General features: G+C 67.8%; 19 protein-coding genes. 12 read left to right on the top strand and 7 right to left on the bottom strand.

Annotated features, from left to right (window positions below; translation table 11 throughout):
* The first annotated feature begins 11 nt into the window (after positions 1-11).
* Complete coding sequence (locus AB5J62_RS07470) at positions 12-1,961, top strand: FG-GAP-like repeat-containing protein (protein WP_370947385.1); 1,950 nt, start codon at positions 12-14, stop codon at positions 1,959-1,961.
* 47 nt (positions 1,962-2,008) lie between these two features.
* Here the strand turns inward: AB5J62_RS07470 and AB5J62_RS07465 are convergent, their stop codons facing one another.
* Positions 2,009-3,196, bottom strand: coding sequence for an alpha/beta hydrolase family protein (locus AB5J62_RS07465; RefSeq protein ID WP_370947384.1), 1,188 nt, complete (start codon positions 3,194-3,196; stop codon positions 2,009-2,011).
* Positions 3,197-3,388: 192 nt separating this feature from the next.
* On the opposite strand from AB5J62_RS07465, the gene AB5J62_RS07460 reads away from it, so the two are divergent.
* Entirely contained in the window at positions 3,389-4,822 is a 1,434-nt protein-coding gene (locus AB5J62_RS07460) for a glycosyl hydrolase family 28 protein (RefSeq protein WP_370947383.1), read from the top strand.
* Between the two features lie 272 nt (positions 4,823-5,094).
* A complete protein-coding gene (locus AB5J62_RS07455; protein ID WP_370947382.1) occupies positions 5,095-8,226 on the top strand; it encodes a BTAD domain-containing putative transcriptional regulator in 3,132 nt (1,043 codons plus the stop codon).
* 12 nt (positions 8,227-8,238) lie between these two features.
* Here the strand turns inward: AB5J62_RS07455 and AB5J62_RS07450 are convergent, their stop codons facing one another.
* The 6 genes from AB5J62_RS07450 to AB5J62_RS07425 all read right to left on the bottom strand — a co-directional run bounded on the left by AB5J62_RS07450 (position 8,239) and on the right by AB5J62_RS07425 (position 12,319).
* Positions 8,239-8,982 (bottom strand): ESX secretion-associated protein EspG, encoded by a 744-nt coding sequence (locus AB5J62_RS07450; protein WP_370950202.1) that lies wholly within the window; start codon positions 8,980-8,982, stop codon positions 8,239-8,241.
* A complete protein-coding gene (locus tag AB5J62_RS07445; RefSeq protein ID WP_370947381.1) occupies positions 8,982-10,241 on the bottom strand; it encodes a hypothetical protein in 1,260 nt (419 codons plus the stop codon). Before AB5J62_RS07445 ends, AB5J62_RS07450 begins: the two co-directional genes overlap by 1 nt.
* The gene (locus AB5J62_RS07440; RefSeq protein ID WP_370947380.1) at positions 10,238-10,807 is read right to left on the bottom strand and encodes a DUF3558 domain-containing protein; all 570 of its coding nucleotides are present in this window, start codon (positions 10,805-10,807) and stop codon (positions 10,238-10,240) included. The genes AB5J62_RS07445 and AB5J62_RS07440 overlap by 4 nt, the downstream gene beginning before the upstream one ends.
* Positions 10,808-10,830: 23 nt before the next feature.
* Positions 10,831-11,334 (bottom strand): hypothetical protein, encoded by a 504-nt coding sequence (locus AB5J62_RS07435; protein WP_370947379.1) that lies wholly within the window; start codon positions 11,332-11,334, stop codon positions 10,831-10,833.
* 94 nt (positions 11,335-11,428) lie between these two features.
* Positions 11,429-12,007 (bottom strand): DUF3558 domain-containing protein, encoded by a 579-nt coding sequence (locus AB5J62_RS07430; RefSeq protein WP_370947378.1) that lies wholly within the window; start codon positions 12,005-12,007, stop codon positions 11,429-11,431.
* Between the two features lie 108 nt (positions 12,008-12,115).
* Entirely contained in the window at positions 12,116-12,319 is a 204-nt protein-coding gene (locus AB5J62_RS07425; RefSeq protein WP_091294821.1) for a hypothetical protein, read from the bottom strand.
* A gap of 183 nt (positions 12,320-12,502) precedes the next feature.
* Between AB5J62_RS07425 and AB5J62_RS07420 the strand changes: the two genes are divergently transcribed.
* The 9 genes from AB5J62_RS07420 to AB5J62_RS07380 all read left to right on the top strand — a co-directional run bounded on the left by AB5J62_RS07420 (position 12,503) and on the right by AB5J62_RS07380 (position 20,941).
* Complete coding sequence (locus AB5J62_RS07420) at positions 12,503-13,432, top strand: hypothetical protein (protein WP_370947377.1); 930 nt, start codon at positions 12,503-12,505, stop codon at positions 13,430-13,432.
* Positions 13,433-13,449: 17 nt separating this feature from the next.
* Positions 13,450-14,022, top strand: coding sequence for a hypothetical protein (locus tag AB5J62_RS07415; protein ID WP_370947376.1), 573 nt, complete (start codon positions 13,450-13,452; stop codon positions 14,020-14,022).
* A 249-nt stretch (positions 14,023-14,271) separates the two neighbouring features.
* Positions 14,272-14,724 (top strand): hypothetical protein, encoded by a 453-nt coding sequence (locus AB5J62_RS07410; RefSeq protein WP_370947375.1) that lies wholly within the window; start codon positions 14,272-14,274, stop codon positions 14,722-14,724.
* Positions 14,725-14,752: 28 nt separating this feature from the next.
* On the top strand, positions 14,753-15,352 hold the full coding sequence (locus AB5J62_RS07405; RefSeq protein ID WP_370947373.1) for a DsbA family protein: 600 nt from the start codon (positions 14,753-14,755) through the stop codon (positions 15,350-15,352).
* Positions 15,353-15,427: 75 nt separating this feature from the next.
* Positions 15,428-15,910, top strand: coding sequence for a hypothetical protein (locus tag AB5J62_RS07400; protein ID WP_370947372.1), 483 nt, complete (start codon positions 15,428-15,430; stop codon positions 15,908-15,910).
* Positions 15,911-15,944: 34 nt separating this feature from the next.
* Positions 15,945-16,235, top strand: a complete 291-nt coding sequence (locus tag AB5J62_RS07395; protein WP_091294831.1) for a chorismate mutase family protein — start codon at positions 15,945-15,947, stop codon at positions 16,233-16,235.
* Positions 16,236-16,249: 14 nt separating this feature from the next.
* Positions 16,250-18,331 (top strand): aminodeoxychorismate synthase component I, encoded by a 2,082-nt coding sequence (pabB, locus tag AB5J62_RS07390; RefSeq protein WP_370947371.1) that lies wholly within the window; start codon positions 16,250-16,252, stop codon positions 18,329-18,331.
* Between the two features lie 26 nt (positions 18,332-18,357).
* A complete protein-coding gene (locus AB5J62_RS07385) occupies positions 18,358-19,176 on the top strand; it encodes a prephenate dehydrogenase/arogenate dehydrogenase family protein (RefSeq protein ID WP_370947370.1) in 819 nt (272 codons plus the stop codon).
* Between the two features lie 106 nt (positions 19,177-19,282).
* Complete coding sequence (locus AB5J62_RS07380; protein WP_370947369.1) at positions 19,283-20,941, top strand: class I adenylate-forming enzyme family protein; 1,659 nt, start codon at positions 19,283-19,285, stop codon at positions 20,939-20,941.
* The last annotated feature ends 70 nt before the right edge of the window (positions 20,942-21,011 follow it).

Raw genomic sequence — 21,011 nt, 5'->3', positions numbered from 1 at the left:
TTCTAGCCACTTTGGCCGTTTTCGCCGCGGGAGCGGCACTCGCAGCGGCTCCGGCGGGCGCCATCGCGGGCGGCGGGCCCTCGCTCGGGAACTCCTACGCGTTCGTCGCGAAACTCACCGTGGGCACCCGGACGTGCTCCGGTGTGCTGATCGACACACAGTGGGTGCTCTCGGCGAACAACTGCTTCATCGAGAACGCCGGTCAGGGCGGCGCGCCGAAGGTCGCCACCCAGGCGACGCTCGGCGGGCAGTCCCGCGCGGTCGTCGACCTGGTCACCCGGCCGGACCGCGACGTGGTGCTCGCCAAGCTGGCGAGCCCGGTCACCGGCATCGACCCGGTCCGGGTCGGCACCACCGCGCCCACGCAGGGCGAGCAGCTGCGAGTGGCCGGTCACGGCCGCACCGACACCGAAAACGCGCCCGAAAAGCCTTACAGCGGAGTGCTTTCGGTGACCTCGGTGGCCGCGACGACCATTGACGTCGCGGGCGACGCCGCCATCTGCAAGGGCGATTGGGGCGGTCCCGCGTTCCGGGACACCGACACCGGCGTCGAGGTCGTCGCGCTGCACAGCACTTCGCTGCAGCACGGCTGCGCAGGCGAGACGGAGACACGCGACGGCGCCGTCGAGTCCCGTGTGGACAATCTGGCGGGCTGGCTGGAGCGCCAGGTCACCGCGCTGACCGCGACTCCCGCGACGCAGCACGCGATCACCCTGAGCTGGCGTCCACTGTGGTACTCCTCGTTCAAGGTGTACGGCTCGACCTCGCCCGAGGTCCCGATCGGACCGTCCACCCTGCTGGGCACGGTCAGCTCGCCGTCGTTCACGCACGCGGCGCTGCCCGCGAAGCAGACCTGGTACTACCGCGTGGTGCCGGGCACGAGCCCCGCGTCCGAGCCGGTTTCGGCGACGGTGAAGGGCCAGACGGGCCGCCCGGACTTCACCGGCGACGGCCGTGACGACATCGCCGCCTCCTACGACACCGGCGGCGCGTCGAACAAGATCTTCGGCTGGAACGGCGGCTCGCCCGCGCTCGGCGTCCCGACCCAGCGCTGGGAAACCGCGCCGGGCAACTGGGAGGCCTACCGCGCCCGCTGGGTCAGCGGTGACTTCAACGGTGACGGCCGCACCGACGCGGCGGCGTTCTACAACTACAACGACGGCCTGACCAGGCTGTGGGTGTTCTACGCGAACGCGACCGGCTTCGAAAACCCGGTCGTCAAGTGGGACAGCGGGTTCGGCAACACGGCCGCGCAGAACGCCAAGTGGGTCACCGGTGACTTCAACGGCGACGGCAAGACCGACATCGGCGGCTTCTACGACCTCGGCGGCGGCCAGACCAAGCTCTACGTCTGGTCCGGCAAGGCCGACGGTTTCACGGACCCGGTCGAGCGCTTCGACAGCAAGCCGGGCAACTGGGAGTCCTACCGCGCCAACTGGATCAGCGGTGACTTCAACGGCGACGGCCGCACGGACCTCGCGGCCAACTACAACTACGGTGGCGGCGTCGTCCGGCTGTTCGTGGCCTACTCGACCGAAAGCGGCAACGTCAACCCGGTCGAAAAGTGGTTCAGCGGCCCGAACAACTACGCCGCGGAGAACGCGCGCTGGGTCGCGGGCGACTACAACGGTGACGGCCGCGCCGACATCGCGGGCCTGTACGACCTCGGCAACGCCAACACCAAGATGTACACCTGGTACGGCACGCCGACCGGGTTCCTCGACCCGGCGGCGACCTGGGAGACCGGGAACGGCAACTGGGAACTCGGCCGTTCGCGCTGGCTTTCCGGTGACTACAACGGCGACGGGCGCACCGACCTCGCCGCGTTCTACAACTACGGCAACGGCTGGGTCCGCATTTTCGTCTCCTACGCGACCCCGACCGGTGTCAACCTCCCGACCGAGCAGTGGGACTCCGGCGCGAACAACTACCAGGCCGAATCCGCCCAACTGATTTCATAGAGTCGTGAGTGGTATGGCCGGTTCTAACCGGCCATACCACTCACGACCTATTTGAGGGTTTTGAACCAGCCGAGCACTTCCGGCAGCGCACGGAAGAACGAGGCGTAGTGGTCGACGGCGCCGAAATCGGTGATCGGCGCTTCGACACCTCGTCGGGCCAGGTCGGCCTGGCAGTGCTTCGCGTTGGCGATGGGAACGTCGGTGTCGCCGCGCGCCGCGAAGAGCCGGATCGGCACGTTCACCCGCCACGAGCAGGTCCCGTCGGTCGCACTGAGGGCGTCCGAAAGTCCACCCGACGGATGTCGCATCCGCTCGATGTACGCGGGCGTGAACAGCAGCTCCGGGCGCGACGGCAGCTTCGGGAAGATCCTGTCCTCGCCGAGGCTGCCGTCGAACAGCGACGGCGTGCCCAGGTAGCCCGGGTTGAAGACCTCTTCGGGGCGGTCGTAGATCCGGTGCAGGCGGTTCATCGAAACCGTCCAGTACGCCAGGTAGAAGGTGCCGATGTCCGGCGTGACCTCGCCGTTGTCCAGCACACCCGGCAGCTCCGCGTGCTGGACGTCGTACGGCCCGTTGATCGGGGCGAGCCCGCGCACCCGCGAGCCGGGATCGGCGCCGTCACGCAGCGCCTTTCCGAGCTCCATCGCCGCCTGGCCGCCCTGGGAGAACCCGGTGAGATAGACGTCGCGGTCGAGCCTGTGGTACTGCCGCGCGGCGAACGCGCGCGCCGCCTTGAGCATGTCCGCCGCCGCTGTCGCTTCGGAAGCCTTGTCACCGTACGGATGGAACCCGGGTCCGACGCCGAGGCCGAGGTAGTCGGGCGCGACCGCGGCATACCCGGCCGACGCGATCAGCAGTACGGCGGGCCGGTCCATGGTCTCCGGCGTCATCGACGCCACGTCGTCGCGCCCGGTCCTGGTGCCATGGGTGTACGAGACCACCCGTAGCGCCCCTGACCGGCGCGGGAACGCCACCAGACCGCTCGCGGTCGTCGGGCGGCCGTGCGCGTCGATCGTGCGGTAGACGACGCGGTAGGCGTCGACACCGTATTCGGCCAGGCTGTCGGAGAACGGGCCGAACGCGCCCTTCAGCTCATCCTGCCCGAGCGTTTGGACCAGTTCGTGGCTGACCAGCGCGCCCCGTGCCGGACGACCGGCGACGGCCATCGCGGGTGTCGTCAGCAGCAATCCGGCCGCGAGCACGGTCGCGACCACCTTGGTGCGGAGTGTTTTCATGCGCCCAAGCCTGGTGCGCCCGCCCGTCCGGCCACAGCCGGTGAACCGGAGAGCCTGAGGTGGGGACCGCCCTACGGCCGCCGCTTCTCACGCCGTGCGAAACCCGACCATCGGCTTGTTGACCAGGTCCGTTCGCTATCGCATTCTATACATCATATATCAGCGTGCTCGAAAGCCAACGGAGGCGTTCGCATGACCAGTGGCAGCTCTCGCCGCGATTTCCTGAAGACAGCGGGGGTGGCCGGTGGCCTCCTCGTCACGGGCGCGCTGTTCGGCACGCCGGGCGCGCAGGCCGCCGGACGAGCACTCGGCGGGCCCGCCGCGCCCGCCGACCCGTGGGATCAGGTGCCGGTCATCCTGGCCAGGATCGTGCCGCCGACCTTCCCTAACAAGACCTTCAACATCCTCGACTACGGCGCCAAGGGCGACGGCAAGGCCGACTGCACGAAGGCGTTCAAAGACGCCATCGCGGCCTGCAACGCCGCAGGTGGCGGCCGGGTGCTCGTGCCGGCCTCCGGCACGTACAAGACCGGCGCGATCCACTTCCTGTCCAATGTGGAGCTCAACGTCGCGGCGGGCGCGACGGTCAAGTTCAAGACCGACGCCGCCTCGTATCCGCTGGTGTCGACGCGCTGGCAGGGCATCGAGTGCATGAACTTCTCGCCGTTCATCTACGCGTACGGCCAGACGAACGTGGCGATCACCGGCGGCGGCACGCTCGACGGCGACGCGAAGAACGGCCCGTGGTTCGGCTACGACGACAAGCGCGGGCCCGACTGGGACAAGCTGCAGCAGCAGGCCGTCGACGGGGTGCCGGTCGCCGAGCGCAAATACGGCAACGGGCACTACCTCAAGCCGAACATGATCCAGTTCTACAAATGCAAGAACATCCTGATATCGGATGTTTCGATCAAGAACCCGGCGATGTGGACCATTCACCCCGTGCTTTCGCAGAACGTGACCGTGAAGAACGTCAAGGTGTACAGCCGCGGCGCGATGGTCGACGGCTGCGACCCGGAGAGCTGCTCGGACGTCCACATCACCGGCTGCGATTTCGACACCGGCGACGACGGCACGGTGATCAAGTCCGGCCGTGACACCGACGGCCGCCGGGTCGGCGTGCCCAGCGAGAACATCGTCATCGAGAACAACGACTACTACGGCCGCTGGGGCGCCATCACCATCGGCAGCGAGATGTCCGGCGGGGTGCGCAACGTATTCGCGCAGGACAACCGGATTCATATCGGTTCGTCCTACAAGTCCTTCTATGGCGTGTACATCAAGACCAACAAGCGCCGCGGCGGCATAATTGACGGCATCTACGTGCGCAGGCTCTCCGGCGGCCCATGCGATCGCGGCGGTGTTTATGTCGACATGAACTACAGCCTGACCGGGCCCGGCTTCGGCGCCATCGTGCACCCGAAGGTGCGCAACATCTTCCTCTCCGACATCAAGCTCGACGACTCGCCGTTCGCGGTGAAGATCAACGGTTCGGCCGACAGCCCGCTCGAGACGTTCCACGCCACCGACTGCGTGTTCACCAAGATCGACACGGCGAAACCGTCAATCAGCAACGCGAAGGACGTCGTGTTCACCAACGTCAAGGTGAACGGCAAGCCGGTGTAGCACAGGACATCCGCAGGCCGAGAGCGGAAACGGGCGTTGGTGTCAAACGGAATTTCCGGCGGTAATTCACGGACCGGGCTTCGGGCACACTCCGAACGCGGATGATTACCGGCTGCTGGCCATACGTCAATACCTACCGCCGAATGGTCGAACGAGCCTTAGAAGTTCTGCACGTATTTTGGGATAGAGGAGGCCTTTGCTACTCCTGAGGCGCTCTCGCGAATTACCATGGCCCACGGCATCGCGCCAAGCATTCATGGAGCGAGGGGCACATGGGACTCAGACTGCTTGGTCCACCAGAACTGGTCGTGGGAGACCGGTCTCTGGACCTGGGGGGACCAAGGCAGCGCGTGGTTTTGTCCATGCTGGCCTTGAACGCGAACCGGGTCACCCCGGTCGAGCAGCTGATCGACGCGGTATGGGACACCTCGCCGCCGTCGACGGCGCGCGGGCAGATCCAGATCTGCATCTCCGCGCTGCGCAAGCTTTTCGGTGACAACGGGCAGCCGGGCGCGATCCGCACCCGGCCACCCGGTTACCTGCTGGAAATCGCTTCGTCCGACCTGGACAGTGAGGAATTCGCGGCGCAGGTGCTCTCCGCGCGCGAACACTCCGAAGCGGGCAACACCAGCGAAGCCGCGGAAACCCTACGCAGAGCGCTCGCGCTGTGGCGCGGCCCCGCCCTCGCCGGGATCCCCAGCGATCTCGTGCAGCGCGGGGCCGCTCTGTTGGAGGACCGAAGATTCGCGGCCGTCGAGGAACGCGTCCGGCTCGACCTCGCGCTCGGCAGGCACGAGCGGCTCAGCGGCGAGATCCAGGCGCTCATCGACGAGAACCCGCTGCGTGAGCGCCTGTACGGCTTCCTCATGCTGGCCCTCTACCGCGCGGGCAGGCAGGCCGAGGCGCTCGAAGTCTGCCGCCGCGCACGGGCGACCCTGATCGACGAGGTCGGCATCGAGCCCGGCCAGGAGCTGCAGAAGCTCGAACGCGCCATACTCAACCGCGACCCCGGCCTCAACCTCCGCGAGGCGCCGGCACCCGAGCCCGCACTCGCCGCGCTTCCCTCTTCTCCCGCCGAAGAACACCGCCCCGCGGCGCCCGCCGAGCAGCTCGTGGCGCCACGCCAGCTTCCCGCCAGCATCGCCGACTTCACCGGCCGCGAGCGGCATTTGTCCGAGATCAAGCAGATCCTCGCCGACGACCCCGACCCGTCGATGGCGTCCTACGCGGTCCGGATCGTGTCCATTTCGGGCAAAGGCGGCGTCGGCAAGTCCAGTTTGGCCATCCGAGCGGCACACGAGCTCGCCGAGACCTTCCCGGACGGTCACCTCTACGCCGATCTGCAGTCCCCCAACGACGACGACCGCACAGCGAAACTGCTCGCCCGTTTCCTACGCGCGCTCGGCGTCGCGGGCACGGCCGTGCCGGAAGACCTGCAGGAACGCGCCGAGCTGTACCGGAGCCGCCTGGCCAGCAAACGTTTGCTGGTGGTGCTCGACGACGTCACGAGCGAGGAGCAGGTCGTCCCGTTGCTGCCGGGCAGTCCCAGTTGCGCGGTCATCACGACCAGCCGTGCCCGGTTGTCCGGTCTGTCCGGAGCGCACTGGGTGGACGTCGACGTGTTCGACGCCGAGCAGTCACTCGAGCTGCTGGGCAACATCGTCGGCCCCGAGCGCGTCGAGGCCGAGCCTGAGTCGTCGCTCGAGCTGGTCAATTTCTGCGACGGGCTCCCGCTCGCGCTCCGCATCGCGGGCGCGCGGCTGGCGTCCAAACGGCACTGGCGGATCAGCGGCCTCGTCCGCCGGCTCGGCGACGAGGCGAAACGGCTCGACGAACTCGCCCACCGCGGCCTCGAACTCAGGTCGAACATCGGCCTGACCTACCGCAGCCTGAGCAGCCAGGCGCAGCGCCTTTTCCGCTTGTTCGCGCTGATGCGGGCCTCGGACTTCCCGGCATGGACCGCGGCGGCGCTGCTCGACACCGACCTCGACGACGCCGAAGACATCCTCGAAACCCTCGTCGACGCCCAAGTCCTCGACACTGTCGAATACCCGGCCGAGCGCGTGCTGCGGTACCGCTTCCACAACCTCATCCGCGTCTACGCCTGGGAGCGGCTGGTCGAAGAAGAGACCGCCGCCGAGCGCGACGCGGCACTCACCAGGGTCAGCGGCGCCTGGCTCTCGCTCGCGGAAACCGCGCACCGCAAGGAGTACGGCGGCGACTTCACCATCCTGCACGGCGACGCCCCGCGCTGGGAGCCGCCCGAGCCAGCCGACACCGACACCGTCGGCAACCCCACGACCTGGTGGGAAACCGAACGCCGCGCGCTCGTCGCCGCGATCCGCCAAGCGGCGGCTGCGGGCCTCGACGAGCTGTGCTGGGATCTCGCGCTCACGGCCGTGACCCTGTTCGAGTCCAAAGGTTATTTCGACGACTGGCGCGAAACGACCCAGCTCGCACTGGACCTGACCGAGCGCACCGGCAACCGCCGGGGTCACGCCGCGATGCTCTACTCGCAGGGCACGCTGCACATGTTCCAAAAGCGCCTCGACGAGGCCGAAAGGTGCTTCCGGGACGCACTCGCGATCTTCGAGTCCGAAGGCGACCGGCACGGCGTCGCGTTGGTGCTCCGCAACGCCGCGTACGTCGACCGCGTGCACGAGCAGCCGGAGGCGATGCTCGACAAGTACGCCAAGGCACTCGACATCATGCGGTCGGTCGACGACCGCATCGGCGTCGCGCACGTGCTGTGCAGCCTCGCGAAGTTCCGCATCGACGAGGGGGACGCCGACAGCGCCCAGGAGATGCTCGACGACGCGCTCACCATCTGCCAGGAGGTGCACTGCCTCCGCGTCGAAGCCCAGGTCCTCTATCGGTTCGCCGATCTGTACGTGGCAGGCGACAAGATCGAACTCGCCCGCCAGGCACTCCACCGGGCACTGCGCATCGTCCGCGACATCGGCGACCGCATCGGCGAGGCCTACGCGTTGTACGGCCTCGGCCGGGTCCGCCACCGCGAAGGCAGGCTCGACAACGCGGAGACCACCCTCGTCCACGCCCTGTCCTTGGCGAAGCGCGTCGGCGAGCGCCTCATCGAAGCCCAGTCCGAGTACGCGCTCGGCGAGATCTCGCTGGCCAGGGGCAACACCGCGGCAGGCGCCGAGCACCTCGCGGAGGCACGCCGCCTCTTCGACGAGCTCGGCTCCTCGCTCTGGCACGCCAAGACGCTGGTTCTTCTTTCGGAAGCCCACGCGGCCGAGGGAGACGTCATTTCGGCCAGCGGCGAGATCGACGAAGCCACCGAGCTGCTGCGCACGGTCGAATCGGCGGAGTCCGCCCGCTGGCGCACCCAGCTCGAAACCGCCCGCCGCGCCCTGCTCACGAACGGAGCCGTCGACGCCTGATCACCGGGGTTTTCAGCTCAGCTGATCGAGCATCTCGTAAGCCTTGGCCACCAAGGTGTCCGCGCGCCCCTGCGCGACATTGACGTACCGCTCATACCCGGGTTCACCCGAAAACGAGAAGACATAGCGGCCGTACTCGGTGTCATAGAAGGTGCAGCAGCTGTCCCCGGTCCGCCGATACGCGTGCACCCCGTCGCGGAAACCGGCGTAAATCTGGCCGCCCCCGGTCCTCGGCAGCGCGACGAGATCGAGCACCTGCCGCACATCCCGCCTCGGCGGCGCCCCGTCGATGGCGTCTCGCAGGTCCGACTCGGGAACCGAAATCCCCCAGCCGGTCCCGGCCGGCACATCGGGCAGCTCCAAGACCAGATCCTCGGCCAGCGCGTCCGCCCTCGCCCGCCTCAGCAACACCTGGCCGCTTTCCGGCACATAGCAGGCGAAAACGGCGGCCCGGCCGATCGCGGCGACCTGCAACCGGTACCGGATGGCCGGCGATTCGACCACCGCGGAGAACTCCCGGTTACCCCGCCCGAGCACGACGAGTGTCCCTTCGAAGTCCTCACTCAGCCGCTCTCCGTCCCAAAACCCTTCCGCCGCAAGGATTTCCAGCACCCGATCCCGCTGAACGCGCTCCGCGTCCGGGCTGCGCCACACCGGCTCAGGCTCGATCAGCACCGGCAACGGCACCCGCGCGATCGCCGCACCCAGCACGAGACAATCGACCGGGAGGACGACCTCCCTGCTGAGCACCAGCATCACGCACCGATGACCGGCGGCGAAGTCTTGGGCAGCTCACCGACGAACGCGTCGTCCGGGTCTTCCTCGATCAGGTAGGCGGGCCGCTCGTGCTCGCCGTCCTCTTCCTTCTGCCCACGCCCCATCGGCGCGCCACCCATCCCCGGCGCCCCCGGCTTCCCCGCGATCGCCCCCGGCCGCGCGGCCGCGGGCCCCTGCTGACCGAAAGTCCCCACGCCGGAGCCCTTCCCGCCACCGAGGTTCCCCTGACCACCCGCACCCGGCTTGCCGGTACCGGCACCGCCACGCGACGAGTCGCTCCCGCTGTTTCCTCCCGGCACACCGCCACCGACCGGGAACGCGCCCGGCCCATTGCTGGGCCCATTCGGGTTCCCGTAGCCGGTCGGCGTGTAGGTCGGATCCTTGGGCGGAATCCCGACCGGAGTGTTCGCCGGCGGGTAACCCGTCGGCGTGGTCACCGTGCTCTGCGACGGCTTGGTGTCGCCAGGGGTGTGCGTCTGACCTTCCCCATCGGTGCCGGAATGCTCACCAGGCTTGTGCTCACCGGGCTTGTTCTCGCTCCCGGTCGGCCCACCGGTGTCCTGCGGCCCGCCGACATCGTGCCGGCTGCCGCCTCCCGGCGGCGAAACGGTCTCACCGCCGGTGTCGTCGGTCCCCCGGCGCCCCCGTCCCGGCTGACCCGGCCCAGGTCCTGGCCCCGGCCCGGGTCCGGGTCCGTCGTCGACCTTCGGCTGGATGTCAGCCCCGCTCGGCGGCAACCCGAGTTCCCCGTACTGCTGCGGCCACTGGCCCGAGTTGTCGGTCGATTGGTTGTGGTAAGTGCTGTAGCTGTCGACGACCCGCTTGGCCTTCTCGTCCCACGCCTTGATCTCATCGGACCGATTCGACAGGAACGACAGCGGCGTCCCGCTCACCCAGTCGTCCGAGGGCCGGTCACCGAGGTCACCCACGGAGTCCACGGTGCTCTTCAACGGCTGGTACGAATTGCCCTGGCCGGTGTACAGGCTGTGGGCCTTGGTCAGATGCTCGCCGCTGACCTGCGAGGCCTGCACCAGCGGCCCGGCACCGGAGTACGCCTTGCCTGCGGCGTTACCCTCCCAGTGCTGCTCCATGGCACCCTGGAGCTGCTGCATCTCCTGGCCGATCTCCTGATGCAGCTGGGACATCCTGGCGGCCTGGTCACTACCCGAGAAGAGCCCGCTCGGCCCTTTGCCGCCTTTGACGAACGCGACGATCTGCGGTGCGTTGTACTCGGTCACTTGGCCCCCTTGATGGTGGCGATAGCCGCCTCCGCGGCCTTCTGCACCAGCGGACACGGATCCTTGCGATAGGGCGACGAGGCGTTCATCAGCGACGTCACCGTCACCACGGCGTCGTTGCGCACTCCGACGGCCAGCGTGCAGACACCATCAGCGCGACCGTCCGAGATCGAGGCAAAGACTCCCGGGTAGCCGGCGACGCTGGGGACCGGAACGAAGTAGCCGGGATCATCCGGCTGGTGGTTCCGGTAAGAATCCGCCAGACCGTTGGCGTGGACGAAGCCGAAGGCGATCTCATTGCGGTCGCCGTCCCGCCATCCGCAGATAGGTCCCGCCGCGCCGCTGGTGACGGTGGTGGTCACCAAGTTCGCCAGCTCTCTGGCTTGGTCGGCCGTGAGCAGCTTGCAAGGATCCTGTTCGAACTTGCTCACGTCGAGCGGATCGGTCACCTGCGGCACCACCGGATCGGACGCGGGGCTGCCCGAGGTGGACGGCGATACCGTCGCGGCGTTTCCCGGGGTGGTCTTCGAGCAACCGGTCAGGGCGAGCCCGGCGGCCAACAGCAAGATCCCAGGTGTCAAAAACCGCATCAACGATCCCGTCCGTGCTTGGCGATGGTGCGCGCCGCGGCCTGGTTCTGCTGTTCGGTCGCCTTGATGGCCTTGTCCAAAGCGGCGGCATAGCCTTCGGCGTAGTCCCGCTGTTCACGCACGCTGGCCATGTACGCGCTGGCATGCTTCTTGGCGGCTTTCATCTGAAGACTGCTGCCATCGTCTTCGGCGGGTTGCGGAAGCTGAAGGAACTGCTCGGCGTCCTTGACCAAAGCGCCCAGTTTGTCGGCGATCGACTCCCATTTGGGCAGGAGCGCGCGCATGGCGGCGACGTCCATCTTGTAGCCGCCGCCCGAGGCCGCCGCGTTCGCGGCCGCGTCCTCGGCGTCGCGGCGTTTGTACATGGCGACCGTGCCCATGTTCATGCCGCGGTCGGCCTGCTCGTCCTGGCGCTGGCGCTTGGCCTGCTCCTCCGGTGAGAGGTAACCCGCTCGCCCGGAAGCTGCCTGGTCAGGCGTTTGCGATCTGTCCGGCTCCGCCATTCCCGAATACCCCTCCCCTTCTCAGAGCGCCTCCACCGTACTACGACGTCGATCACCGCGGGTGCGGTTCCCGTGAATTGCCCACTACGGTGCGTTATCCCCGCTTGATGGTCGTGATGGCGGCCTCCGCGGCCTTCTTCACGACGTCGCAGGGCCCGCTCGCGACGGGGGAGGCGTTGCCGAGGTCGGACTCGACGGTCATGATCTCGTCGTTCCGGAGGCCGATGGTCATCGAGCATCGGCCGATGTTCCGCTGGTCCGCTTGGCCCGCGTAGACGGCCGGGAAGCCGGAGATGGTCGTGGGTTCGAAATAGCCGGTGCCCGGAGCCCGCTTCGTGTACGTGCCGCGCAGGCCGTCACCGCTGGTGAACGTGATTCGGACGCCGTTGAGGTGCGCGTCGCGCCACTGGCAGGTGGCTCCCTGGCCCAGCTCGGACTTCACGAGCAGATACACGGAACGAGCCTGGGCGGCGGTGAGGACGGCGCAAGGCTCCTTGTCGAACCTGCCCGTCTCGAGCGGCTTGGGAACCTGGGGAACATCGACCGCGGGTGTGCTGCTGGTCGGCGGGCCCACTTTGAGGGTCGACGGTGGAGGTGGCGGAGGGGCAGGCGCCGGTTCGGCGGTGCAGCCTGCCAATAACCCCAGAGAAAGAAGAGCGAGTGTGCGCAGCATGGATCCCCCTAGAAAATCTGCGGGGGAATTCTAATCGCTCGACGTGACCGCCGGAACGGCGTGGTCACGGAGCCGGAGGTCCGGGAAAGACGGGAGGGTGGTGCGGGTTCACCAGTGGGTGTCGTCGGAGCCCCAGTGGGTGTCGGCGACGCACTCGGTGCCGTTCCAGTGGGTGTCGGCGGCGCAGACCGGGTCGCCTGCGGTGTTCCAGTGGGTGTCGGCCGAGGCGCTGGGGGCGAAGGCCGAAAGGAAGGCGAGGCCGGCGATGGCGGTGGCGGCAGCGGTGGCGGCGAGCTTGCGGGTGATGGTCATCTTCGTGCTCCTGTCTGGTGGTGTTTGCCCTGGTGGCGGGCTGAAACCAGTTGACAGGGGCGCGCCATCGATAGGCTTCTGGTGCGCTTTTCGCACGGCGATAGCGGATCGATAGCGGGTCCAAAGGACGGCTGAGGAGAGTCATCTCCATCGCAACCACCCACCCGAGGAGAGGCAGTCGAGATGACCAGCCCAATCCTTCACCTCAGCACCGAAGAACTGTGGAGCGCGCTCGATGACATCAATCCGGTCGACGTGCTCGTCGAGCAGCTGATCGGCGGCGCGGGGTGGACGGCAGAAGGACAGCTTCATCCCTGGCCCGAGGTCGGCTCGATCCCGTCCGCGGAGCTGGCCATGTACGAGGAGTCGTGTACCGGGGCGAAATGCCTGATCCCGGTCTCGAGTCTGCGTCAGGTCCGCGCCGCGGCGCTGGCGACGCTCGCCGCCCGTGAGCTCTTGGCTCCCGGTGTGGTGACCGCCGCCGTGCTGGGCTCGGGGCTCGCGGCGCAGTTGCAGCTCACCGTCCTCGCCAAGCACGTGTCCGACGTCAGCCACGTCGCGGTGTGCGCGGGCAACGACGGCGGCTGGTCACCGGTCGAGCCGAGGGTGCTCGACCAGCTGGACCTGGCCGGCATCGGCCTTTCCGTCACGAGCGGGGTGAACGAGGCGGTGCTGGGGGCGAACCTGGTGATCGCCACGGACGCCGGGCTCGGACGGCTGGAAATCGGACAGCTCGCGAAAGGAGCGGTGGTCATCAACGCCGGGGGCGTGGATCTCCCGGATGCCGTCGTCGACGGCGTGGATCAGGTCTATGTCGACGACGCGAGCCTTCTCGACGAGAACTCGCACCGCTATTTTGTGACGATGCACAGGGCCGCGCAGAACTCCGGCCTCCACCGTAATGGACGGAAGCTCAAGGGGTGGCATCGCCGCCGCCTGATCGAAGCGGACCTCGGCGCACTGCTGAGCGGTTCGCACGCCGGGCGGCAACGCCTGGACGACGTCGTGCTGGTCGAACTGCTCAGCACGAACCTGCCAGACGCCCACCTCACCGCCAGACTGCACCGCGCCGCGCTGGACCGCGGGCTCGGCATGCGGGTTTCCGGATCATGAACCACAGGGAGAAGACCATGTCTGTTTGCCAAACCCCCGGCTGCGAATCCAACGGCGACGCCGAGACGCCCCGCGAGGCGCTGCCCGGCCTGCGGATCTGCCTGGTCTGCCGCGACCGCCTCGAAAACGACCTCCTCGGACTGCCGAAACTGTACGACGACTGCGTCGACGTGCTCACTTTCGACCGGAGCGTGAAGAAATCCGGCGAAGTGCGCACCGAGATGGTCGAGACGCTTTCTTCCTGGGCGAAGATGATCGTCGAAGAACGAGGCGTCCGCAGCCCGAACCTGAGCGGGATCTGGCAGCTCAGCACTTTCCTGCTCATTCATTTCGACTGGCTCGTCCGGCACCCGGCGGCCGCCGAATTCGCGGGCCAGGTGGCCGGCCTTTCGCGGGCCGCGCACGCGGTCGTGCACCCCGACCCCGCGGGCCCCGCGGCCGGGCAGGACGAGGCGGAAATGCCCGCGCCGGAGGATGTTCCGAGACAGCACCGCCCGCACGTCGTCCGACCTGACCAGTGGATGCTGCTGAACCGGAAGATCCAGCGCGCCAAGCGCGTCACGTGGAGAACACCGGGACGGGCAGCATGAACAAGATGACCGAACAGCTCGAGTAACACCGGCCGATCCGCCTTCCGCGCGGCGCCGGAAGATCTTTCTTCGCATTCCCCGAAAAAGGCATGAGGGCTACCCTCATGCCTTTTTCGCATGTCCGGAAACAATCTTCAAGAAGACTGTTGACACCCTCGCTCCGCAAGTGTCATGCTTTCCCCACGGCACAATCATGCCCACTCACTCCCCTCACCCGAGAGGCTCCCCTTTATAAATCAGGAGACCATCATGACCGCGACGCCTTCGCTGCGTGAACTGGCCGCAGTCCGTACGCATTACTGGGAACTGCTGGGCTCGCCGGTCACCATCGAAGTGCGGACGCGACGGCTCCTGATCGCCACGGGTGACGCGCTCGACGCGATCACCATGCCACCGGAGTTCGGCGAGCAGGTGCTCGCGGGGCTGCGGATCGCGATGCTCGCCGGCCCGGTCATCGCGGGTGACGCGAACTGGACCTTTCTGACCAGGCCGGTGGTCACCCATTCGGTGCCGGAGGATCTGGCTAGGCTGCGGGTCCACGCGATCCCGCACGGCGAGCAGCTGGTGCTACCCGCCAGTGAACACCAGTGGGTGCTCGCGCCATCGCCACGTCAGCAACCGACGCTGTGGACCGCCGTCATCGGCACCGCCCGCCGCGCCGCGCACCACCTCGCCGCCGTCGAGCTTTCCGAAGCGGCGTAACGAAAACCGACAAGGAGACTACGAAACCATGGTGGCCGTCGACTTCTACTTCGACCCCGCGTGCCCGTTCGCCTGGATCACCTCGCGGTGGATACTGGAGGTCGAGCAGCACCGGGACATCGACCTGCGCTTCCGGGTGATGAGCCTGGGCGTGCTCAACGAAGGCCGTGAGCTCGAGCCGTGGTACCGCGAGTTCTGCGACCGCGCCTGGGGACCGGTGCGCGTCGCGATCGCGGCCGCCCAGCTCAAGGGCGAGCCGGTGCTGCGCGACCTCTACACCGCGCTGGGCACCCGGATCCACAACGGCGGCAACAAGGACTTCGACGTGGTGATCGCCGAAGCGCTCGCCGAGGTCGGCCTGCCTGCCGAGCTCGCCGAAGCGGCGAAGAGCACGGAGTACGACGAGGCGCTGAAGAAGAGCCACCACGAGGGCATGGACCCGGTCGGCGAGGAGGTCGGCACGCCGACCATCCACATCGACGGTGTCGCCTTCTTCGGCCCGGTGCTCAGCAAGATCCCGCGCGGTGAAGAGGCGGCGAAGCTGTTCGACGCGGCGCGGACCATGTCGGAGTACCCGTACTTCTTCGAGCTCAAGCGGACCCGTACCGGGGACCTGAGCTACGACTAAAAGCCAGACACACAGACGAACGCCCTGCCCGGGACATTCGGGCAGGGCGTTCGTCGTTCCAGGAGGAGGATTCCCATGTTCTCGGTGCAGTCGCTGGTGCGACACGGAAAAGTGGTCTGGCAGGGCGCCACGGAGCACGAGCGTGGCCACACCTCCCCCGCGGAACTGGGCATCGGCGAGGAGAACCTGCTCTTCGAGGCCAACGCCGAGGCCGTGCGCCGCCACGCGGTCACCGAGGGCACGGCGCACGCGGAGTTCCAGATGTCACGCGGGCAGCCGGTGCTCGTCGCGTTCGCGACCTGGGTGCCCGAGGACATCGCCGCGCTGTGGCACCTCGCGACCGGGGAACGGCTCGGCGAGGTCGAGCATCACCCGGCGCCGCGCCGCCGCGCGCGGCAGATCTACGTGGACAACGCCGTGCCGGGACGGGCGGTGCGGCTCGAACCCGTGCTGTCCAACGCCCCGGCAGGCATCCGGGCGGAGCTGCCCGGTTCGATCCTGTTCGACGCGCCATTCGGCATCACGACGGACTGTTTCGTCGACCGCTTCGCCGCCTGATCCGACCACGATGAACTCGAAGGGTCTTTTTGTCATGCCCGAAAACCTGTTGGAAGCACTGCGTTCTCAGCTCGACCGCACCGACGAGCAGCTCCTCGACGTGCTGCGCACCCGGATCGGGATCTGCGTGGACATCGCGGAGTACAAGCGCGAGCACGACGTCCCGATGATGCAGCCGCACCGGATCGGCATCGTCCAGCAGCGCGCGGCCCGTTATGGCGAGGCGAACGGTGTCGACACCGACTTCCTGCGCCGGCTCTACGACCTGATCATCGCCGAAACCTGCCGCGTCGAGGACCTCGTCATCGGCGTCCCGACCTCCTGAGAGGCCTGAGCACCATGCGCACTCTGCTGATCGACAACTACGACTCCTTCACCTACAACCTGTACCAGCTGCTCGGTGAGGTCAACGGCCAGGCGCCGGACGTCGTGCGCAACGACGCCGACTTCGCGAGCATCGACTTCGGCGCGTACGACGGCGTGGTCATCTCGCCCGGACCAGGAAGCCCTGACCGTGAACGAGATTTCGGGGTCAGCGCGCGGACGATCCTCGAAAGCGGGCTGCCGGTACTCGGCGTCTGCCTTGGCCACCAGGGCATCGTGCACCTGTTCGGCGGCACCGTCGACCACGCCCCGGAGCCGATGCACGGCCGGGTCTGGCCGGTCGTGCACACCGGCGCCGATATCTTCGAGGGCCTGCCGTCGCCGTACAACGTGGTGCGCTATCACTCGCTCGCGGCCACCAAAGTGCCCGACGAGCTCGAGGAGATCGCCTGGACGCGTGACGGCATCGTCATGGGTGTGCGGCACCGCGAGCTGCCGATCTGGGGCGTGCAGTTCCACCCCGAGTCGATCAGCAGCGAGTTCGGGAGGGAGCTGCTCGCCAACTTTCGCGACCTGGCGCTTTCCGCCAACCCGCCCGTGGCCGCCGCGGCCGAAACCCGGCCAGAGCCCGCCGAAGCCGTCACGGAATCCGCGCCCGCCGCGTATCAGGTGCACGTCCGCGAACTCGGCGTGCTGCCGGACGCGGAGGCCGTGTACCGGGCGCTGTTCTCCGGCAACGAGCACAGCTTCTGGCTGGACAGCAGCTCGGTCATCGAGGGGCTGTCGCGGTTCTCCTTTATCGGGGACGGCTCCGGGCCGCTCGCGGAGTACGTCACGTTCCGCAACAGCGAAGCCGCGGTGACCGTCCGCACCGCCACCGGCGTCGAGCGCGTCGAGCAGCCGTTCTTCGAGTATCTCGACGAGCAGCTGCGCGACCGGGTCGTCCCGGTCCCGGAAGGGCTGCCGTTCGAGTTCAACCTCGGCTACGTCGGCTACCTGGGCTACGAGCTCAAGTACGAAGCCGGCGCGAGCCACGAGTACAACCCCGACGAGCCCGACGCGGCCGTGCTGTTCGCGGACCGCATGGTGGCGATCGACCACGTCGAGGGCACGGCCTACCTGCTCGCGTTGTCCAAAGAGGACAGTGGAGACGCCGAAGGCTGGCTCGCGGCGACCGGCGACAAGCTGTTCGACCTCACCGAGCCGGTGGTCGAGCCGGTCGCGAAGCCGAAGCTGGTCGGCATGGCCGACCCGGAATCGCACCAGCTCATCCTGCCGAGGCACGACAAGGACGCGTATCTCAAGCGCATCAACGAGTGCTTCCAGGAGATCCGCGACGGCGAGTCGTACGAGATCTGCCTGACCAACCACGTCGAACTCGACGCGAAGATCGATCCGCTGACCACCTACAGCTATCTGCGCCAGATCAGCCCCGTGCCCTATGGCGCGCTGCTGGACTTCCCCGGCGTGGCCGTGCTGAGCGCGTCGCCGGAGCGGTTCGTGTCGATCGGCACCGATCGCGGCGTGGAGGCCAAGCCGATCAAGGGCACCCGCCCGCGCGGCGCGACACCGGCCGAGGACGAGGCGCTGCGCCAGGATCTGCTCAGCAACGAGAAGGACCAGGCCGAGAACCTGATGATCGTCGACCTGCTGCGCAACGACCTCAACATCGTCTCGGAGATCGGCTCGGTGCACGTGCCGAAGCTGTTCGACGTCGAGACCTACGCGCCGGTGCACCAGCTGGTGTCGACCATCCGCGGCACGCTGCGCGCCGAGGAGTCGGTGGTCGGCTGTGTCCGCGCCACCTTCCCCGGCGGGTCCATGACGGGCGCGCCGAAGCTGCGCACGCTGGAGATCATCGACCGGCTGGAGGAAGGCCCCCGTGGCGTCTACTCCGGCGCGATCGGCTGGTTCTCACTGGCGGGCGCGGTCGACCTGAACATCGTCATCCGCACACTGGTGGCGACCGAGAACAAGCTCAGCTTCGGTGTCGGCGGCGCGGTCATCGCGCTGTCGGACGCCGAGGAGGAGTTCGAGGAGACCTCGGTCAAGTCGCGGGCGATGATCACCGCCGTGCTCGAGACGGCGATCCCATGACAGTCCGATTAGGACACTGTGTGGTGGTGGGTGGTACGGGGGCGGTCGGCGGCTTGTTCGCCGGCCGCCTCCGGGGTTCCGGGGCCGAGGTGACCATTGTGGACGCTTCGGCCGGTGGTGACATCACGAAGATCGACGCCGCGCTGGCCGAGGAACTCGGCAAGGCCGACCTCGTGGTGCTGGCCGTCCCGGAACCGGTGGCGCTGAAGGCACTCAGCGGCATCTCGCACGCCATGCGGCCGGACGCGCTGCTGGTCGACACACTCTCGGTCAAGGAGCCGTTCGTCACCGCGGCCCGTGAGTACGACGACGGCGAGATGCTCAGCGTCAACCCGATGTTCGCGCCCTCACTGGGTTTCGAGGGACGGCCGGTGGCCGCGGTCGTGGTCCGTGACGGGCCGCGCGGCCGGGAACTGGTGCGCCTCATCGAAAGCTGGGGCGCACGCGTCGTGGAGGTCACCGAGCACGAGCACGACCGGCTCGCCGGCGCCAGCCAGGCGCTGACGCACGCCGCGGTGCTCTCGTTCGGCCTCGCGCTGACCGAGCTCGACGTCGGGATCGAGGAGCTCAGCGCGATCGCGCCGCCGCCGCACAAGACCATGCTCGCCCTGCTCGCCAGGGTCGCTTCGGGCACCCCAGAGGTCTACTGGGACGTCCAAGCGGGCAATCCGCAAGCCGTTCCGGCACGGAAAGCCTTGGCGGGCAACATCCACCGTCTCGCGGAGATGGTGGAGACCGGGAACGAGGCCGCCTTCACGACGGTTCTCGACAGCCTGCGTGACTTCCTCGGCACCGACCTCGTCCATTACCAGGACCTGTGCGCCGAGGCCTTCAAGACCCTCTGACTTTTCCGAACGCACGGAAGGAGGAAGCGACCACGAACCGACTTCCTCAGCACCCAGACATCGCGCAGTAAAGACCTGAATCCTCTTGACCGAAAGGCGTATCCATATGACTCTGTCGATCGAGACCATCCTGTCGCCGGACCAGCGTGCCAAGCTCAGCGCTGACGAGACCGTCGGTGGCGGGAACCTGCTCCCTTCGGCGATCGCCTACAGCTCTGCTCCTGACAAGCCCTTCCTGCGCACCGAGCGTCCCGTCATCAACACCGACGGGCAGCCTCAGCACGAGTTCAGCCTGCTGGAGCTCGACCAGCTCGTGCAGAGCTGGTCGGTCTGGTACCGCGGCAAGGGTGTCAGCCCGCGTGACCGCGTCGCCGTCTACTTCGAGGACTCGTTCGCCTACTCCGTGCACTTCTACGCCTTGGCGCAGATCGGCGCCATCGCGGTGCTGATCAACAGCAACGCGTCCAAGGAGATCGCCCACTCGCTGATCAGGCAGACCACCCCGGTCGGCCTGTACATCGACCAGGCGAGGTACGACAAGATCGGCGCAGGCGAGCTGGACCTGCAGTGGATCACGACCGTCGAGGAGCAGCCCGCTCCCCCGGCGGCCGTGCTGCCGCCGGAGGGCCGGTTCAAGCACAACAACGAGGACCCGGTCACCATCCTGCACTCCTCGGGCACCACCGGTATCCCGAAGCCGACCATCCACACGCACCAGTCGATCACGGCCGGTCCGAAGTTCCGGCTGGTCGACCACAAGGAGAACCCGGGCGCGCTCACGATGACGTCGCTGCCGCAGTCGCACCTCGGCTGCATCGCGTACACCACGTACGCGGTGCTGGCGGGCGCCAACACGATCGCGGCCTTCGACCGTCCCGGTGACGAGCTCATCGCGGACGTCGCGGAGTACAAGCCCACCGCGGTGATGTCCTTCGCGCACGCCTACTCCGAGATCCCGGGCCTCAAGCTGGAGCCCGGCGTGCTCGACTCGGTGAACGTGTGGGTGTCCATCGGTGACGCCGTGCACGAGGCGCACATCAAGCACATCCTGGGCCTGCGGAGCAAGGACAAGCCGCAGTCGGCGTTCTTCGACCGGCTCGGCACCACCGAGCTCGGCTGGGGCGTGCTGCTCAAGATCCGCAACCTCGACACGGCGCGCAACGACCGGTGCGCCGGCAAGCCCGTCGGGGTCGCGGAGGTCGTCGTGCTCCGTGCCGACGGCACCATCGCGGGAGACAACGAGATCGGCCTGCTCGGGGCGCGTGGCCCCGCCATCACCCCCGGGTACTGGGCGAACTCCGACATCACCTACCGCAGCCGCCTGTCGGGCTACTGGCTGACCGGTGACAACGCGTACCGCGACGCCAACGGCGACCACTTCCTGGTCGACCGCTCGGTCGACGCCATCGAAACCGCGAACGGCGTCGGCTACTCGGTCTTCATGGAGGAGGTCATCCTCGCCGACGTGCCCGACGTCATCGACGCCGCGGTCGTGGCGGGCAAGCGGGACGGGCAGATCGTGCCCGTCGCGATCGTCACCACCGGCGACTCGGTCGTCGAAGCCGACAAGCTGCTGACCCTGGCGAACGAGGCTCTCGTCGCCGCCGGTCACCTGCCCGTCGGTGTGCTCGAGATCGCGCAGTACGAGGAGGACCTCCCGGTCGGCGTGACCGGCAAGGTGCTCAAGCGCGAACTGCGTGAGAAGTACAACGCGCTGGAGGTCTACACCTCCGCCGCAGACCCGCGCTACGTCGCCTCGGCGTAGCGCCCATGCGGGAAGGCCCCTTTCGCCGACCCCTCTCGGCGGAGGGGGCCTTCCCGTTCCACACCACCGT

Source organism: Amycolatopsis sp. cg5 (genome assembly GCF_041346955.1).
Lineage (GTDB): Bacteria > Actinomycetota > Actinomycetes > Mycobacteriales > Pseudonocardiaceae > Amycolatopsis.
This window is presented reverse-complemented; position numbering and strand designations above follow the sequence as displayed.